The sequence below is a fragment of the Stenotrophomonas sp. STEN087 genome, from assembly GCF_056759115.1.
On record NZ_JBRRCR010000099.1, the window covers coordinates 1 to 14,058 of the forward strand.

Sequence of the window (14,058 nt, forward strand, 5' to 3'; positions counted from 1 at the left end):
CCCCCCGCCACCACCTGTCGCCGCCCGGCGGCTTTTGCCCGCACCCCGCCTGCTGCGGGGGCGCGCCGGCCCCCGCGCGGCGGATTCCCCGGCGGCGCGCGCTCGCGCCCGGCCGCCGGGCTTGGCCCGGCGCTACCGATCAATGTTGAAGTGCGGGAATGCTGCCAGGCAGTCATCCCCGTGCCCGCTCAGCGTCCGTCGGCCACGGCCGACGGGGTCAGGCTCATGCCCTGCGCCAGCTGCTGCAGGCTGCCCAGTTCCTGGGTGCTGCCCGGGTACAGTGCGATCTGCGCATAGCGGCCCTTGTCCAGCTTGATCACGCTGATGCGCCGCTCGGCATAGCCCGGCGGCTGCTGGCCGCCCAGGTCGGGCTGGTACCAGTACATCGATTCACCGCCGAAGCTGCCCTTTTCCTGGCGCAGCGAACGACTGAGCGGAATGCCCGGATCGCGCTGGCTGAGCATCAGGCTCAGCACTTCACGGCCATCGGCGGTGGCCGCGCGGCACACCACGAAATCAGCTTGTGCCTGCTCCTGCCACTGCAGGCCGCTGCTGGCGGGCAGCGACGGACACTCGACCGGAGCCTGCGCGGCGGCCTGGGCCGCGGCAAACAGCAGGCTCGACAACAGAACAGGCGCGAACTTCATGCATCCCCCAAGGTGGCGTGTCGTAAGGCTCCACCGGCGCGCCGGTGGCGGTGGCATCCCATCCCCGGATGCCAAGCCGTCCGCAGGTGTACGGACGGTCATCCCCACCTTAACGGAACGTGAGCGATCGCACAAATTGCGGTTACAACCGTAACCATCACGGCCGAGTGTCGGCCGTGATGGAGGGGGGGTGTTCAGCGGTCGCTGCCGACCCACTTGTAGATCATTCCGCCGATCATGCCGCCCAGCAGCGGAGCGACCCAGAACAGCCACAGCTGCCCGGTCGCGCCACTGCCGGCGAAGAACCCGACGGCGGTGGAGCGTGCCGGGTTTACCGAGGTGTTGGTGACCGGGATGCTGATCAGGTGGATCAGGGTGAGGGCCAGGCCGATGGCCAGCGGCGCGAAACCGGCCCGGGCCTTGCCGTGGGTCGCTCCCATGATGACCACCAGGAACACCGCAGTGAGCACGACTTCGCAGAGGAAGGCGGCCGCTACGCTGTAGCCGCCCGGCGACAGCGCACCGTAGCCGTTGCTGGCGAACGCCCCGGCCTGGCTGCCGTCGATGGCAAAGCCAGGCGCACCGGAGGCGATCTGCAGCAGGATGAAGCCGGCCAGCAGGCCGCCAGCGCACTGGGCGATGATGTACGGCACCAGGTCGCGGGCCGGGAAGCGGCCGCCGGCCCACAGGCCAACGCTGACCGCCGGATTGAAGTGCGCGCCCGAGACGTGGCCGAACGCGTACGCGCCGGTGACCACGGTCAGGCCGAAGGCCAGTGCCACGCCAAGGAAGCCGATACCCAGCGGGTTGCCATCACCGCCGAATTTCGCGGCCAGGACCGCGCTGCCACAGCCACCCAGGACCAGCCAGAACGTGCCGAGGAACTCGGCGGCAAAACGTTTGCCCATGCCCATGACCTGCACTCCAATGAAGCGCGCGGATGCGTGCGGCCGCAGTGGAGTGCACGGCAGGTGATGGCCGCGTATAAGGTGCGTGGACCGCGGCGGGCAGTGCCGAGGCCCTGCCGTAGAGTCGAGCTCGCTCGACTGCCTTCTGCCTCAGTACTGCGGCAGCGGAATGAATTCCTTGTCGTCGCCGGGGATGGTGCCGAAGCGCCCGGCTTCCCAATCGTGCTTGGCCTGTTCGATGCGCTCCTTGGAGCTGGACACGAAGTTCCACCACAGGTGGCGCGGGCCATCGAGCGGCTCGCCACCGAACAGCATTGCCTTCACCGGCGTCTTCGCGCGCAGGCGGCCAATGGCGCCGGCCTCGGGAATGACCAGGTGCTGGGCGGGGATGTCCACGCCATCCAGCTGGGCCTGGCCCTCGAGGATGTACAACGCGCGTTCGCGATGGCCGTTGTCGATGTCGATCTCCGCATCCGGGTCGAGGTCGATGGCCACGTTGAGCGTATCGGCGAACACCTTCACCGGCGATTCCTCGCCATAGGCGCGGCCGGCGATCACGCGCAGCCACGCGCCGTTGCGGCGCTGCTCGGGCAGGGTGGCAGCGGCATGGTGGTAGAACGCCGGTTCGATCTCCTCGTGCGACTTCGGCAGCGCGACCCAGGTCTGCATGCCGTGGATCGGGTTGTCGTGGTCGCGATCCGGCGGCGGCGTGCGTTCGGAATGGGCGATGCCACGGCCGGCGGTCATCCAGTTCACGTCACCGGGGCGGATGACCTGGTCCGAGCCCAGCGTGTCGCGGTGGCCGATGGCGCCGGACCACAGGTAGGTGACGGTGGCCAGGCCGATATGCGGGTGCGGGCGCACGTCGATGGCGGTGCCGGGGTGCATGATCGCCGGGCCCATCTGGTCGACGAACACGAACGAGCCGATGCTGCGGGCCTGCAGGGTGGGCACGGCGCGGCGTACTTCCAGGCCGCCGATGTCGTGGACGCGCGGGGCGATGATGGTGGTCATGCGGGCGTTCTCGCTGGCAGGGATCAAGGGTGCCAGCATGGCATGCGGTCGTGGCGGGCACATGCCCCATGCGAGTAACAGGTTGTTCCAGCCAACGGCGCAGCCCCTCGTGGCTATGTTGGCGGATGGGGGGCATGTGTTTGGGCCCGGGGGGGGGGGTGCGCCCGGCCCCCCCCCAACAACAAAAAGCCGGGGCGGAGGGGCCCCACCAGCGGCCCCCCCCCCCCCCCCCCCCCCCCCCCCCCCCGCCCAACAAACAGAAAAGCCAGAGCCGGCTGTTGCTCCGGCTCCGGCTCTGGCTTTGGCTCTGGATGTTGATCCAGCGGGTGCCGGGCCGCAGGCCCGGCCGACACACTCACACCACGGGTTCGCGCAGGACCGGATTGTCCCAGCCCGGGCGCGGGGCGAATCGATCGCCGTGGCGCTGCTGCAGCGCCTTCAACCGCTCGACGATCGCATCGGCACCGACCGCGCGGATGTGCTGGATCGGACCACCACGGAACGGGGCAAAGCCCGTACCGAAGATCACGCCCGCATCCAGCAGGTCCGCATCGGCCACCACACCTTCGTGCAGGCAGGCCACCGCCTCGTTCAGCAGCGGCAGGATCAGGCGGTCTTCCAGGTCCGCCGGGGCCTGGTAGTCGCGGGCCACGTCCGGCTTCTTCGCCCGGCCGTTTTCCCAGGTGTAGATGCCCTGGCCATCCTTCTTGCCGCGCTTGGCCGGGTCCACCGTCGCCAGTGCCTCGGGCACCTGCAGGCCCAGGAACGGCGCCAGCTCCTTGCCCACGCCGGCGGCCACGTCCAGGCCCACCGTGTCGATCAGTTCGATCGGGCCCATCGGCATGCCGAACTTCACCGCGGCCTTGTCGATCACCGGGCCCGGAATGCCTTCGGCATACGCGGTGGCCGCTTCCAGCATGTACGGGAACAGCACGCGGTTGACCAGGAAGCCCGGGCTGCCGGCCACCGGCACCGGGAACTTGCCCAGCGCCTTGCAGAACGCGGCCAGGCGGCGTTCGGTCTCCGGTGCCATGCCGTCGTGGTGGATGATTTCCACCAGCGGCATCTGCGCGACCGGGTTGAAGTAGTGCAGGCCGGCGAACTGGGCCGGGCGCTGGATGTGGTCGCGCAGCTCCACCAGCGGAATCGACGAGGTGTTGGTGGTCAACAGCGCATCCAGCTTCATCTTCGGTTCCAGCGTCTGGTACAGCGCACGCTTGGCCTCCGGGTTCTCGATGATGGCTTCGATGACCAGGTCGGCCTCGGCCACGCCGTTGCCTTCCAGGTCGGCACGCAGGCGCGCGGCCACCGCCGGGCGCTTGCTCTCGTCGCGCACTTTCTTGGCGAACAGGGCCTGCGCGCGTTCCATGGCCGGGTCGATGAAGCGCTGCTCACGGTCCTGCAGCGTCACTTCGAAGCCCTTGTAGGCGGCCCAGGCGGCAATGTCGCCGCCCATCACGCCGGCGCCGACCACGTGCACGTGGCGGATGCCGGAATCGCCGCCGCCCAGGCCCTTCAGGCGTTCGGTCAGGAAGAAGATGCGGATCAGGTTGCGCGCGGTCGGCGTGCTGGCCAGCTTCACCACCGCGCGGCGCTCGGCGTCCAGGCGCGCCTGCACCGGCTTGCCGGCGGTGCGCTGCCAGGTGCTGATCAGCGCATACGGCGCCGGGTACTGGTCTTTCTTCGCCTTGCGTGCGACCTGCTTGACCATCTGCGGGGCCAGCAGCTTGCGCGCCAGCCAGGTGTTGGTGGCCCAGGCGGTCGCGCGCTGCTTGAACGGGCGGGTGGTGCCGGACAGGGCCAGGGCCACGGCGGTATCGAGCACCACGGCCGGGGCCACCACCTTGTCGACCAGGCCGATGCCGCGGGCGGCCGAGGCCGACAGGGTGCGGCCGGTCAGCATCATGTCCATCGCCGCGGGCGCGCCCACCAGCTGCGGCAGGCGCGCGCTGCCGCCCCAGCCCGGGAAGATGCCCAGCTGGGTCTCCGGCAGGCCGATGCGGGTGCTGCTGTCATTGGAGGCCACGCGGTAGCGGCAGGCCAGCGCCAGCTCGGTGCCGCCGCCCAGGCAGTGGCCGTGGATGGCCGCCACGGTGGGGCAGGGCAGCTCGGCCAGCTTCTGGTAGGTGGACTGGCCGCGGCGGATCGCGTCGTTCACGGTGCCGCGGCGGTCGAACTCCTGGAACTCCTTCAGGTCCGCCCCGGCGATGAAGCCGGCCTTCTTCAGCGACTGGATGACCACGCCCTTGGGCGGGTCCAGGGCGATGCGCTCGAGCAGGTCGCCCAGCTCCAGCAGCACGTCCTGCGACATCGCGTTGACACTGCTGTCCTGACGATCCAAAGACAGCACGACCACGCCGTCATCGCGGATCTCGGGGTGCCAGTGGCTGAAGCGGAGACCATCGAAGCCTGAGAGCATGAACGTTCCATCCGGTTGTGTATGGAGAAGCGGCTATGATCCAGAGGTTGTTTCCCCCGCGTCAAATCCCTATAGCTGGGGTGTGGCGACCCCGGATCCATGGCCCCGGACCGGGACGCTAGCGGAACGGTGGTTAAAAGCTGGTGCGGCGCCAGGTGATCGGCGACTGAACTTTTCCCGGGATTGGCAGTCTCATTGCCCGACGTCGGTTGGGCTGACAGGAGTGCGGCCCCTCATGGCCGATGTTGAAACACCACAGGAGCTGGATCTGGAACTGGTCCGGCGCGTGCAGCGCGGCGAGAGCGCGGCCTTCGATGTCCTGGTACGCAAGTACCAGCACCGGGTCGTCGGTCTGGTCGGTCGCTACATCGCCGACTGGAGCGAATGTCAGGACGTCGCCCAGGACACTTTCATCCGCGCGTACCGCGCGATCGGAAGTTTCCGTGGCGATGCCCAGTTCTCCACCTGGTTGCATCGGATCGCCGTGAACACTGCCAAAAACTACCTGGCTTCACACAACCGACGCCCGCCGACCGATGACATCGACATCGGCGACGCCGAGCAGTTCGATACCGGGACACGCCTGCGCGACACCGACACGCCCGAACGCGAGTTGATGCGCCAGGAGCTGGAACAGACGGTGATGAAGGCCGTCAACGCGCTGCCGGAAGAGCTCCGGTCGGCGATCACCCTGCGCGAGGTGGAAGGCCTGAGTTACGAGGAAATCGCGCAGAAGATGGGGTGCCCGATCGGCACCGTGCGGTCCCGGATCTTCCGGGCGCGCGAGGCGATCGACACTGAACTCCGGCCGCTGCTGGACATCGGCAGCGCCACCCGCGAGAAGAGCCGCGTATGACCCACAGTCCGTTGAACGAATCGCAGAACCACCAATCCCCCGCCGGGCAGCGCCTGGACCAGCGCCACCGCGAACAGCTGTCGGCCCTGGTCGATGGCGAGCTTGGTGCCGATGAGGCGCGCTTCCTGCTGCGCCGCATGGAACATGACCCGGAACTGTCCGGCAGCCAGGAACGCTGGCAGCTGCTCGGCGACGTGATGCGTGGCCAGGCGTCGCTGCTGGCCCCGCCGGGATTCAGCGCCGCCGTCGCCGCCGCTATCGCTGCCGAACCGGCGCCGCAGGCCGAACCGCGCCGCCAGGTGCGCCGCACCGGTTGGCGTGCCTGGGGTGGCGGTGCCGCACTGGCCGCCTCGGTGGCCGCCGTGGCCTTGTTCATGGGAGGCGAGAAGCTGAAGGATGCCGGTCCCGGCGAGACCCTGCCGCCGCAGGTGGTGGCCAGCCAGGCCGAACTGGCGCCTGCGCCCGACCAGGCCGCGGTGACCGAAGCCTCGGCCGACTCCGCTGCGATGGCCGTGGTCGCCGCCCCGACCGTGGCGATGGCCGCCAGCCGCCGCCAGGACGCCCGCCGCGCCAGCGCCACCCGCAGCCAGCAGGCCGCGCGCGTGGCCCAGCGGGACGACGCACCGCAGCGTGCGGTGGCCGCCGCGCAGCCGGCGCTGAGCCCCAGCGTGCCGGCCAGCAGCACCCGCCACCTGCCCTTCGGCGATGTCGGCAGCCTGCAGGCGCGGCCGTGGCCGAAGTCCAGCCTGGCCCCGGCCGGGGGCGGCGCGCTCAACGCCAGCTTCCCGACCTCGTCCGGTGGCGCCGCGTTCTACCCGTTCGAACCGCGCCTGCAGGAAGAACTGCCAGCGCCGCAGCGCCCGCGCGACTGACACGTGCGGGCCCATGCCCCGCCACTGGCGGGGCCCTCCTTCCCCCTCTCCATCCGATCCGGAGGTTGCCGTCCGATGACTCACCGACTCCGCACGCAGGCCATGGGCCTGCTCGCCCTGACCCTGCCGCTGGTGGCCTGTGCCCAGCCCGCCGCGCCGACCGCACCGCAGGCGGCCCCGGCCGCCGCCGACGCGCCGCGTGCCCCGGCGCAACCGCTGGTCAGCGGCCTGCCTGATTTCACCAACCTGGTCGAACAGGTCGGCCCCGGCGTGGTCAACGTCGACGTCACCATCGTGCGCAACAACCGCCAGGCGTCGCGCGGCCCGATGGGCGACGACGACATGCCGGAGTTCTTCCGCCGCTTCTTCGGCCCTGACTTCCCGATGCCGGGGCAGGGCCAGGGTGGCCAGGACGGCGGCCCCAGCATCAAGGGCCGGGGCATGGGCTCGGGCTTCATCATCTCGCCCGACGGCTACGTGCTGACCAACTACCACGTGGTGGCCGACGCCAGCGAGGTGAAGGTGAAGCTGGGTGACAGCCGCGAGTTCACCGCCAAGGTGGTCGGCAGCGACCAGCAGTACGACGTGGCCCTGCTGAAGATCGACGGCAGGAACCTGCCGACCGTGCGCGTGGGCGATTCCAACACCCTCAAGCCGGGCCAGTGGGTTGTCGCGATCGGCTCGCCGTTCGGCCTCGACCATTCGGTCACCGCTGGCGTGGTCAGCGCCGTCGGCCGCAGCACCGGCGGTCCGGACCAGCGCTATGTACCCTTCATCCAGACCGACGTGGCGATCAACCAGGGCAACTCCGGTGGCCCGCTGCTGAACACCCGCGGTGAAGTGGTCGGCATCAACTCGCAGATCTTCTCCGCCTCCGGCGGCTACATGGGCATCAGCTTCGCGATCCCGATCGACCTGGCGATGAGCGCGGTCGAGCAGATCAAGAAGAGCGGCAAGGTCACCCGCGGCCAGCTGGGCGCGGTGGTCGAACCGATCGATTCGCTGAAGGCGCAGGGCCTGGGTCTGCCGGACAGCCGTGGCGCGCTGGTCAACCAGATCGTGCCCGGCAGTGCCGCGGCCAAGGCCGGCGTGCAGCTGGGCGATGTCATCCGCTCGGTCAACGGCAGCACGGTCAACACCTGGTCCGACCTGCCGCCGCTGATCGGCGCGATGGCCCCGGGCAGCAAGGTGAGCCTGGTGGTCTACCGCGATGGCAAGCCGCGTGAGCTCAGCGCCACCCTGACCGCCCTGACCGATGACGGCCAGGACAACGCCCGCGGCCCGGCTGCTGCCAATGCCGACGCCGCGCCGCAGTCCGGTGCCAATGCCCTGCTGGGCCTGGACGTGACCGAGCTCAACGCGGTGCAGCGCAAGCAGCTGGGCCTGGAATCGGGCGAGGGCGTGCGCATCACCGGGGTCAAGGGCGAGGGTGCCCGTGACGCCGGCCTGGCCCCGGGCATGGTCGTCCTGCGCGTCGGCAACACCCCGGTCGGCAGTGTCGATGCGCTCAACCGCGCGCTGTCGCCCTACAAGAAGGGCGATGTGGTCCTGCTGCTGGTCCGTGCCAGCAGCGGCAACAGCGCCTTCGTGGCGGTCAAGGCCGGCCAGTAAGGCCTTCACGGCCGCCCCCCGGGCGGCCCTGTCACTCCCCCCGAAGCCCCGCCCCGGCGGGGCTTCGGCCATTCCGGGCCCGGCCCGATCAGGCCGCTTTCGCGGCAGGGCCCCGGGCATGCGATAATCGACCGTTACCCTGACGACGCCGCGCGCCGCCGCCACCTATGTCTTCTGATTCGATGCGGAACATCCGCAACTTCTCCATCATTGCCCACGTCGACCACGGCAAGTCCACGCTGGCCGACCGCATCATCCAGCTTTGCGGCGGCCTGCAGGCCCGCGAGATGGAAGCGCAGGTGCTCGATTCGAACCCGATCGAGCGCGAGCGTGGCATCACCATCAAGGCCCAGTCGGTCTCGCTGCCGTACGTAGCGAAGGACGGCCAGACCTACCACCTGAACTTCATCGACACCCCCGGCCACGTCGACTTCTCCTATGAAGTCAGCCGTTCGCTGGCCGCCTGCGAAGGCGCGCTGCTGGTGGTCGATGCCGCCCAGGGCGTGGAAGCGCAGTCGGTGGCCAACTGCTACACCGCCGTCGAGCAGGGCCTGGAAGTGGTGCCGGTGATCAACAAGATCGACCTGCCCACCGCCGACATCGACCGTGCCAAGGCCGAGATCGAGGCCGTCATCGGCATCGATGCCGCCGACGCCGTGCCGGTCAGCGCCAAGACCGGCCTGAACGTGCAGGACGTGCTGGAAGCCATCGTGCATCGTATTCCGGCCCCGGTGCCGCGCGATACCGACAAGCTGCAGGCGCTGATCATCGACTCCTGGTTCGACAACTACCTGGGCGTGGTCTCGCTGGTGCGCGTCATGCAGGGCCAGATCAAGGCCGGCGACAAGCTGCAGGTCATGTCCACCGGCCGTACCCACCAGGTCGACAACGTCGGCGTGTTCACGCCCAAGCGCAAGGTGCTGCCGGCGCTGCGTGCCGGTGAAGTGGGCTGGGTCACCGCCAGCATCAAGGACGTCCACGGTGCGCCGGTCGGCGATACGCTGACCCTGGCCGCCGATCCGGCGCCGAAGCCGCTGCCGGGCTTCCAGGAAATGCAGCCGCGCGTGTTCGCCGGCCTGTTCCCGGTCGACGCCGAGGACTACCCGGACCTGCGCGAAGCGCTGGACAAGCTGCGCCTGAACGACGCGGCCCTGCGCTTCGAGCCGGAAAGCTCCGAGGCGATGGGCTTCGGCTTCCGCTGCGGCTTCCTCGGCATGCTGCACATGGAAATCGTGCAGGAGCGCCTGGAACGCGAATACAACCTGGATCTGATCAGCACCGCGCCGACGGTGATCTATGAAGTCCTGAAGACCGACGGCACCATCGTCAACATGGACAACCCGGCCAAGCTGCCGCCGGTCAACCATGTCGAGGAGATCCGCGAGCCGATCATCCGCGCCAACGTACTCACCCCCGAGGAGTACATCGGCAACATCATCAAGCTGTGCGAAGAAAAGCGCGGCAGCCAGCTCGGCATCAACTACCTGGGCAGCCAGGTGCAGATCAGCTACGAGCTGCCGATGGCCGAAGTGGTGCTGGACTTCTTCGACAAACTGAAGTCGGTCAGCCGTGGCTATGCCTCGCTGGATTACCACTTCGTGCGCTTCGACGCCGGCCCGTTCGTGCGCGTGGACGTGCTGATCAACGGTGACAAGGTCGATGCCCTGTCGCTGATCGTGCACCGCAGCCATGCCGACCGCCGCGGCCGCGAGCTGTGCGAGAAGATGAAGGACCTGATCCCGCGCCAGCAGTTCGACGTGGCCATCCAGGCCGCCGTCGGCTCGCAGATCATCGCCCGCACCACGGTCAAGGCCATGCGCAAGAACGTGCTGGCCAAGTGCTATGGTGGCGACGTCTCGCGCAAGAAGAAGCTTCTGGAAAAGCAGAAGGAAGGCAAGAAGCGCATGAAGCAGGTCGGCCGCGTGGAAATCCCGCAGGAAGCCTTCCTGGCCGTGCTGCAGATGGACAACAAGTAAGCCCGCAGCGGCCCTTCGGGGCCGTTCGTCCGGTGACGTTGCAAAGGACCCTGAATGAAATTGTTTGAGATCCTCCTGGTCGTACTGACCCTGGCCTCGGGCCTGATCCTGCTGGCCGACAAGCTTTACCTGGCCAAGCGCCGCGCCCAGCGCGCCGGCCTGCTGGATACCGAGCCGGTGCTGGTGGACTACTCACGCGCCTTCTTCCCGGTGCTGGTGGTGGTGCTGATCGTGCGCAGCTTCATTGCCGAGCCGTACAAGATCCCGTCCAGCTCGATGATGCCGAACCTGCTGATCGGCGATTTCATCCTGGTCAACAAGTTCTCCTACGGCCTGCGCCTGCCGATCACCAACACCAAGTTCGTGCCGTTCGGCGAACCGTCGCGCGGCGACGTGGTGGTGTTCCACTTCCCGGGCCACAGCGACAACGATCCGGCCAAGGGCGAGAACTTCATCAAGCGCGTCATCGGCGTGCCGGGCGACACCGTGGTCTTCGAAGGCGACGGCGTCATCCTCAATGGCGAGCCGCTGAAGTACGACAACAAGGGCATCTACGCCGGCGACAAGGGCCAGGGCGAGGGCGCCAACCTGCTGGTCGAGCACCTGCCGGGCCGCACCCACACCGTGCTGGAGACCGACTATCCTCGCGGCCAGGGCCAGTGGACCGTGCCGGCTGGCAAATACCTGGTGATGGGCGACAACCGCGACAACAGCGATGACGGCCGTTTCTGGGGCCTGCTGCCGGAAGAAAACCTGCGCGGTCGTGCGTTCCTGATCTGGCTGAACTGCCAGGGCTGGTTCTGCAAGGATGGCTTCCAGCCGTCGCGGATCGGCTCGGGCATCAACTGACTTCACATCCACGCGTATCTGGGGAGAACGCAATGAAGAAGATGAACACGCAGCGCGGCATGACCCTGACCTCCTTCCTGGTGGTCCTGATCGTGGTTGGTTTCTTCCTGTACATCGGCATGAAGCTGTTCCCGATGTACCAGGAGTACTACGCCGTGCGCTCGGCGATGAAGAGCCTGGCCAAGGAGCCCAGCGTCGGCACCATGGCGCCGGCGCAGATCCAGGAACTGTTCTTCAAGCGCCTGTACATCAACTACTCGGACAACGTGAAGCCGGCCAACGTCAAGTTCAACCGTCGTGACAACGGCTGGACCCTCAACGTCAATTACGAAGTGCGTCGCCCGCTGGTGGGCAACCTCGACGTGGTTGGCAAGTTCGAATCATCCCAGGACCTCGTTCGTAGCGGTGCCCAGTAAATTCATCCAACGTGGTGACCTGATCGGTCACGTTTTCAGCGATCCAGCCCTGCTCAAGCAGGCGCTGACCCATCGCAGTGCCGGTGCGCCGCATAACGAGCGCCTGGAATTCCTCGGCGACAGCATCGTCAACATGATGGTCGCCGAGGCGCTGTACCAGCGCTGGCCCAAGGCCGACGAGGGCGCGATGACCCGCGCCCGCGCCGAGCTGGTGCGTGAAGGCGCGCTGGCGGTGATCGCCCGCACCCTGGAACTGGGTGAGCGGCTGACCCTGGGCCCGGGCGAACTGAAGTCCGGTGGCCACCGCCGCGACTCGATCCTGGCCGACGCCCTCGAGGCCGTGGTGGCCGCGATCTACCTGGATGTGGGCTTCGAGGCCTGCCGGGCGGTCGTGCTGCCCTGGTTCGCCGCCTCGATGGAGGCCCTGCCGGCCACCGGCCGGCCGGAGAAGGACCCCAAGACCCGCCTGCAGGAATGGCTGCAGGCCCGACAGAAGGCGTTGCCGCAGTACGAACTGGTGTCAGAATCCGGTGACGACCACGCCAAGCACTTCCGGGTACGCTGCAACGTCGCGGACCCTGCCGCCAGCACCGAAGGTGAAGGCCCTTCGCGCCGGCTTGCCGAACAACAAGCGGCTGCGGCCGTCCTAGAACAACTGGATTCCAAGTGAGCGAACAAACTCCCCATCATTGCGGCAGCGTGGCCGTCATCGGCCGCCCGAACGTGGGCAAGTCGACCCTGACCAACGCCCTCGTCGGCGCCAAGGTCAGCATCGTCTCCAACCGCCCGCAGACCACGCGCCATCGCCTGCTGGGCATCGCCACCTACCCGGAAGGCCAGCTGGTGCTGGTCGACACCCCCGGCCTGCACAAGGTGCAGAAGCGGGCGATGAACCGGGTGATGAACCGCGCCGCGCGCGGCTCGCTGGAAGGCGTCGACGCTGGCCTGCTGGTGATCGAAGCCGGCCGCTGGGACGAAGAAGACAGCCTGGCCTTCAACGTGCTGCGCGATGCCGGCATCCCGGTGGTGCTGGTGGTCAACAAGATCGACCGTATGAAGGACAAGGGCGCGCTGCTGCCGTTCCTGCAGCAGGTGACCGAAGGCCGCGATTTCGCCTCCGTGCACCCGATCTCCGCGCAGAAGCGCAACGGCCTGGAAGCCCTGGTCCGCGACGTGCTGGCCCTGCTGCCGGAAGCCCCGCCGATGTTCGGCGAGGACGAGATCACCGACCGCAGCCAGCGCTTCCTGGCCGGCGAGCTGGTGCGTGAACAGCTGATGCGCCAGCTCGGCGAAGAGCTGCCGTACGCCACCACCGTGGAAATCGAGCGCTTCACCGAGGACGGCAACCTGCTGCGCATCGGTGCGGTCATCTGGGTGGAGCGCGAAGGCCAGAAGGCCATCGTGATCGGCAAGGGCGGCGCCCGCCTGAAGGATATCGGTGCCAAGTCCCGCATGCAGATGGAACGTCTGTTCGGAGCCAAGGTGTTCCTGGAAACCTGGGTGCGCGTGCGTGAAGGCTGGTCCGATGACGAGGCCGCACTGAAGGCCTTCGGCTACGAATAAGCCGCGACGGTCGCTTCGATGCTGATCGAGGACGACACCGGGTTCGTGCTGCATGCACGGGCCTACCGCGAGACCAGCCTGCTGGTCGAGGTACTGAGCGCGCAGCACGGCCGCATCGGCCTGCTGGCGCGTGGCGTGTCCACCGCCAAGGGCCAGGTGCTGCGCGCGGCCCTGCAGCCGCTGCAGTGGATACGCTTCAGTGCCCTGCAGCGCGGTGAACTGGCCCAGCTGCGCGGCGCCGAGGCGCTGGACGCGGCCCCGCGCCTGGTCGGCCAGGCGATGCTGGCCGGTTTCTACCTGAGTGAACTGACCCTGCGCCTGGCCCCGCGCCAGGACCCGCTGCCGGAGCTGTACCTGGCCTACGGCGAGGCGCGCGCGCGGCTGGCGGTGGGCGCGGGCCTGGCATGGACGCTGCGCCGTTTCGAGCGTGAGCTGCTGGCGGCGCTGGGGCTGGGCTTCGAGCTGGACACAGCCAGCGACGGCCAGCCGGTGGACCCGGCGGCCCGCTACGAACTGGACCCGCAGGAAGGCCCGCAGCGCCTGCTGAGCGAGCGCGGTGGCGAACGCCGGGCCGCAGCAACGGGCTCGGCGCTGCTGGCGTTGGCGGCGGACGACGAGCCAGATGCGACAGACCTGGCCAGCCTGCGCCTGCCGATGCGGCGGGTGCTGTCCCATCACCTGGGGGCCAAGGGTCTCAAATCCTGGGAACTCCTCGAGCAGCTCACTCCCCGGAGGTAAAGGGGAGGGTGTCCGGCAGGGCTTGCAGCCCTGCACCTGCTTCAATCAACGGCAACGGCCGGAGCAACGGCAAAAGCTGGCTTCCTGAGGGTTGGCGGGATGGGTCCGGTGGCAGGGGACGCTGCAAGTACGTCCATGTAAGCTCGGTCGCCGCCTACAAACGGCGCAAGCCCCGGGCCCCGGGACCCC

Annotated in this window: 13 protein-coding genes; 9 read left to right on the forward strand and 4 right to left on the reverse strand. The window is 68.4% G+C overall.

Annotation, left to right across the window (positions count from 1 at the left end):
• Window positions 1-188 precede the first annotated feature (188 nt).
• From ACVOK1_RS18170 to ACVOK1_RS18185, 4 genes are all read right to left on the reverse strand, one after another.
• The gene (locus ACVOK1_RS18170) at window positions 189-647 is read right to left on the reverse strand and encodes a hypothetical protein (RefSeq protein WP_164075580.1); all 459 of its coding nucleotides are present in this window, start codon (window positions 645-647) and stop codon (window positions 189-191) included.
• Window positions 648-841: 194 nt separating this feature from the next.
• Window positions 842-1,561 (reverse strand): aquaporin Z, encoded by a 720-nt coding sequence (aqpZ, locus tag ACVOK1_RS18175; protein WP_481562852.1) that lies wholly within the window; start codon window positions 1,559-1,561, stop codon window positions 842-844.
• Window positions 1,562-1,705: 144 nt separating this feature from the next.
• Window positions 1,706-2,569 (reverse strand): pirin family protein, encoded by an 864-nt coding sequence (locus tag ACVOK1_RS18180; protein WP_406236432.1) that lies wholly within the window; start codon window positions 2,567-2,569, stop codon window positions 1,706-1,708.
• 355 nt (window positions 2,570-2,924) lie between these two features.
• Window positions 2,925-4,988 (reverse strand): 3-hydroxyacyl-CoA dehydrogenase NAD-binding domain-containing protein, encoded by a 2,064-nt coding sequence (locus tag ACVOK1_RS18185; RefSeq protein WP_108769596.1) that lies wholly within the window; start codon window positions 4,986-4,988, stop codon window positions 2,925-2,927.
• Between the two features lie 235 nt (window positions 4,989-5,223).
• Here ACVOK1_RS18185 and rpoE point away from each other — a divergent pair, with 235 nt between their 5' ends.
• The 9 genes from rpoE to recO all read left to right on the forward strand — a co-directional run bounded on the left by rpoE (window position 5,224) and on the right by recO (window position 13,869).
• Window positions 5,224-5,844 (forward strand): RNA polymerase sigma factor RpoE, encoded by a 621-nt coding sequence (rpoE, locus tag ACVOK1_RS18190; protein ID WP_079222753.1) that lies wholly within the window; start codon window positions 5,224-5,226, stop codon window positions 5,842-5,844.
• A complete protein-coding gene (locus tag ACVOK1_RS18195) occupies window positions 5,841-6,716 on the forward strand; it encodes a sigma-E factor negative regulatory protein (protein ID WP_481562853.1) in 876 nt (291 codons plus the stop codon). Before rpoE ends, ACVOK1_RS18195 begins: the two co-directional genes overlap by 4 nt.
• Window positions 6,717-6,791: 75 nt before the next feature.
• Complete coding sequence (locus ACVOK1_RS18200; protein ID WP_481562854.1) at window positions 6,792-8,327, forward strand: DegQ family serine endoprotease; 1,536 nt, start codon at window positions 6,792-6,794, stop codon at window positions 8,325-8,327.
• A gap of 182 nt (window positions 8,328-8,509) precedes the next feature.
• Window positions 8,510-10,303 (forward strand): translation elongation factor 4, encoded by a 1,794-nt coding sequence (gene lepA / locus ACVOK1_RS18205; RefSeq protein WP_164075431.1) that lies wholly within the window; start codon window positions 8,510-8,512, stop codon window positions 10,301-10,303.
• A gap of 54 nt (window positions 10,304-10,357) precedes the next feature.
• Window positions 10,358-11,152 carry a signal peptidase I gene (gene lepB, locus ACVOK1_RS18210; protein WP_108769592.1) on the forward strand — a complete coding sequence of 265 codons (795 nt, stop codon included), beginning with the start codon at window positions 10,358-10,360 and terminating at the stop codon, window positions 11,150-11,152.
• 32 nt (window positions 11,153-11,184) lie between these two features.
• The gene (locus ACVOK1_RS18215; protein ID WP_108769591.1) at window positions 11,185-11,568 is read left to right on the forward strand and encodes a DUF4845 domain-containing protein; all 384 of its coding nucleotides are present in this window, start codon (window positions 11,185-11,187) and stop codon (window positions 11,566-11,568) included.
• Window positions 11,558-12,238 (forward strand): ribonuclease III, encoded by a 681-nt coding sequence (rnc, locus tag ACVOK1_RS18220; RefSeq protein ID WP_079222748.1) that lies wholly within the window; start codon window positions 11,558-11,560, stop codon window positions 12,236-12,238. Before ACVOK1_RS18215 ends, rnc begins: the two co-directional genes overlap by 11 nt.
• Window positions 12,235-13,131 carry a GTPase Era gene (era, locus tag ACVOK1_RS18225; RefSeq protein WP_108769590.1) on the forward strand — a complete coding sequence of 299 codons (897 nt, stop codon included), beginning with the start codon at window positions 12,235-12,237 and terminating at the stop codon, window positions 13,129-13,131. Before rnc ends, era begins: the two co-directional genes overlap by 4 nt.
• An 18-nt stretch (window positions 13,132-13,149) precedes the next feature.
• On the forward strand, window positions 13,150-13,869 hold the full coding sequence (gene recO / locus ACVOK1_RS18230; protein WP_108769589.1) for a DNA repair protein RecO: 720 nt from the start codon (window positions 13,150-13,152) through the stop codon (window positions 13,867-13,869).
• Window positions 13,870-14,058 lie beyond the last annotated feature (189 nt).

Bases quoted from the DNA above. Each gene is read 5' to 3' on its own strand.
- ACVOK1_RS18200 (WP_481562854.1), top strand. From the start codon at position 6,792: ATGACTCACCGACTCCGCACGCAGGCCATGGGCCTGCTCGCCCTGACC.
- ACVOK1_RS18215 (WP_108769591.1), top strand. From the start codon at position 11,185: ATGAAGAAGATGAACACGCAGCGCGGCATGACCCTGACCTCCTTCCTG.
- recO (WP_108769589.1), top strand. From the start codon at position 13,150: ATGCTGATCGAGGACGACACCGGGTTCGTGCTGCATGCACGGGCCTAC.
- rpoE (WP_079222753.1), top strand. From the start codon at position 5,224: ATGGCCGATGTTGAAACACCACAGGAGCTGGATCTGGAACTGGTCCGG.
- aqpZ (WP_481562852.1), bottom strand. From the start codon at position 1,561: ATGGGCATGGGCAAACGTTTTGCCGCCGAGTTCCTCGGCACGTTCTGG.
- ACVOK1_RS18170 (WP_164075580.1), bottom strand. From the start codon at position 647: ATGAAGTTCGCGCCTGTTCTGTTGTCGAGCCTGCTGTTTGCCGCGGCC.
- lepA (WP_164075431.1), top strand. From the start codon at position 8,510: ATGCGGAACATCCGCAACTTCTCCATCATTGCCCACGTCGACCACGGC.
- ACVOK1_RS18195 (WP_481562853.1), top strand. From the start codon at position 5,841: ATGACCCACAGTCCGTTGAACGAATCGCAGAACCACCAATCCCCCGCC.
- ACVOK1_RS18185 (WP_108769596.1), bottom strand. From the start codon at position 4,988: ATGCTCTCAGGCTTCGATGGTCTCCGCTTCAGCCACTGGCACCCCGAG.
- ACVOK1_RS18180 (WP_406236432.1), bottom strand. From the start codon at position 2,569: ATGACCACCATCATCGCCCCGCGCGTCCACGACATCGGCGGCCTGGAA.
- lepB (WP_108769592.1), top strand. From the start codon at position 10,358: ATGAAATTGTTTGAGATCCTCCTGGTCGTACTGACCCTGGCCTCGGGC.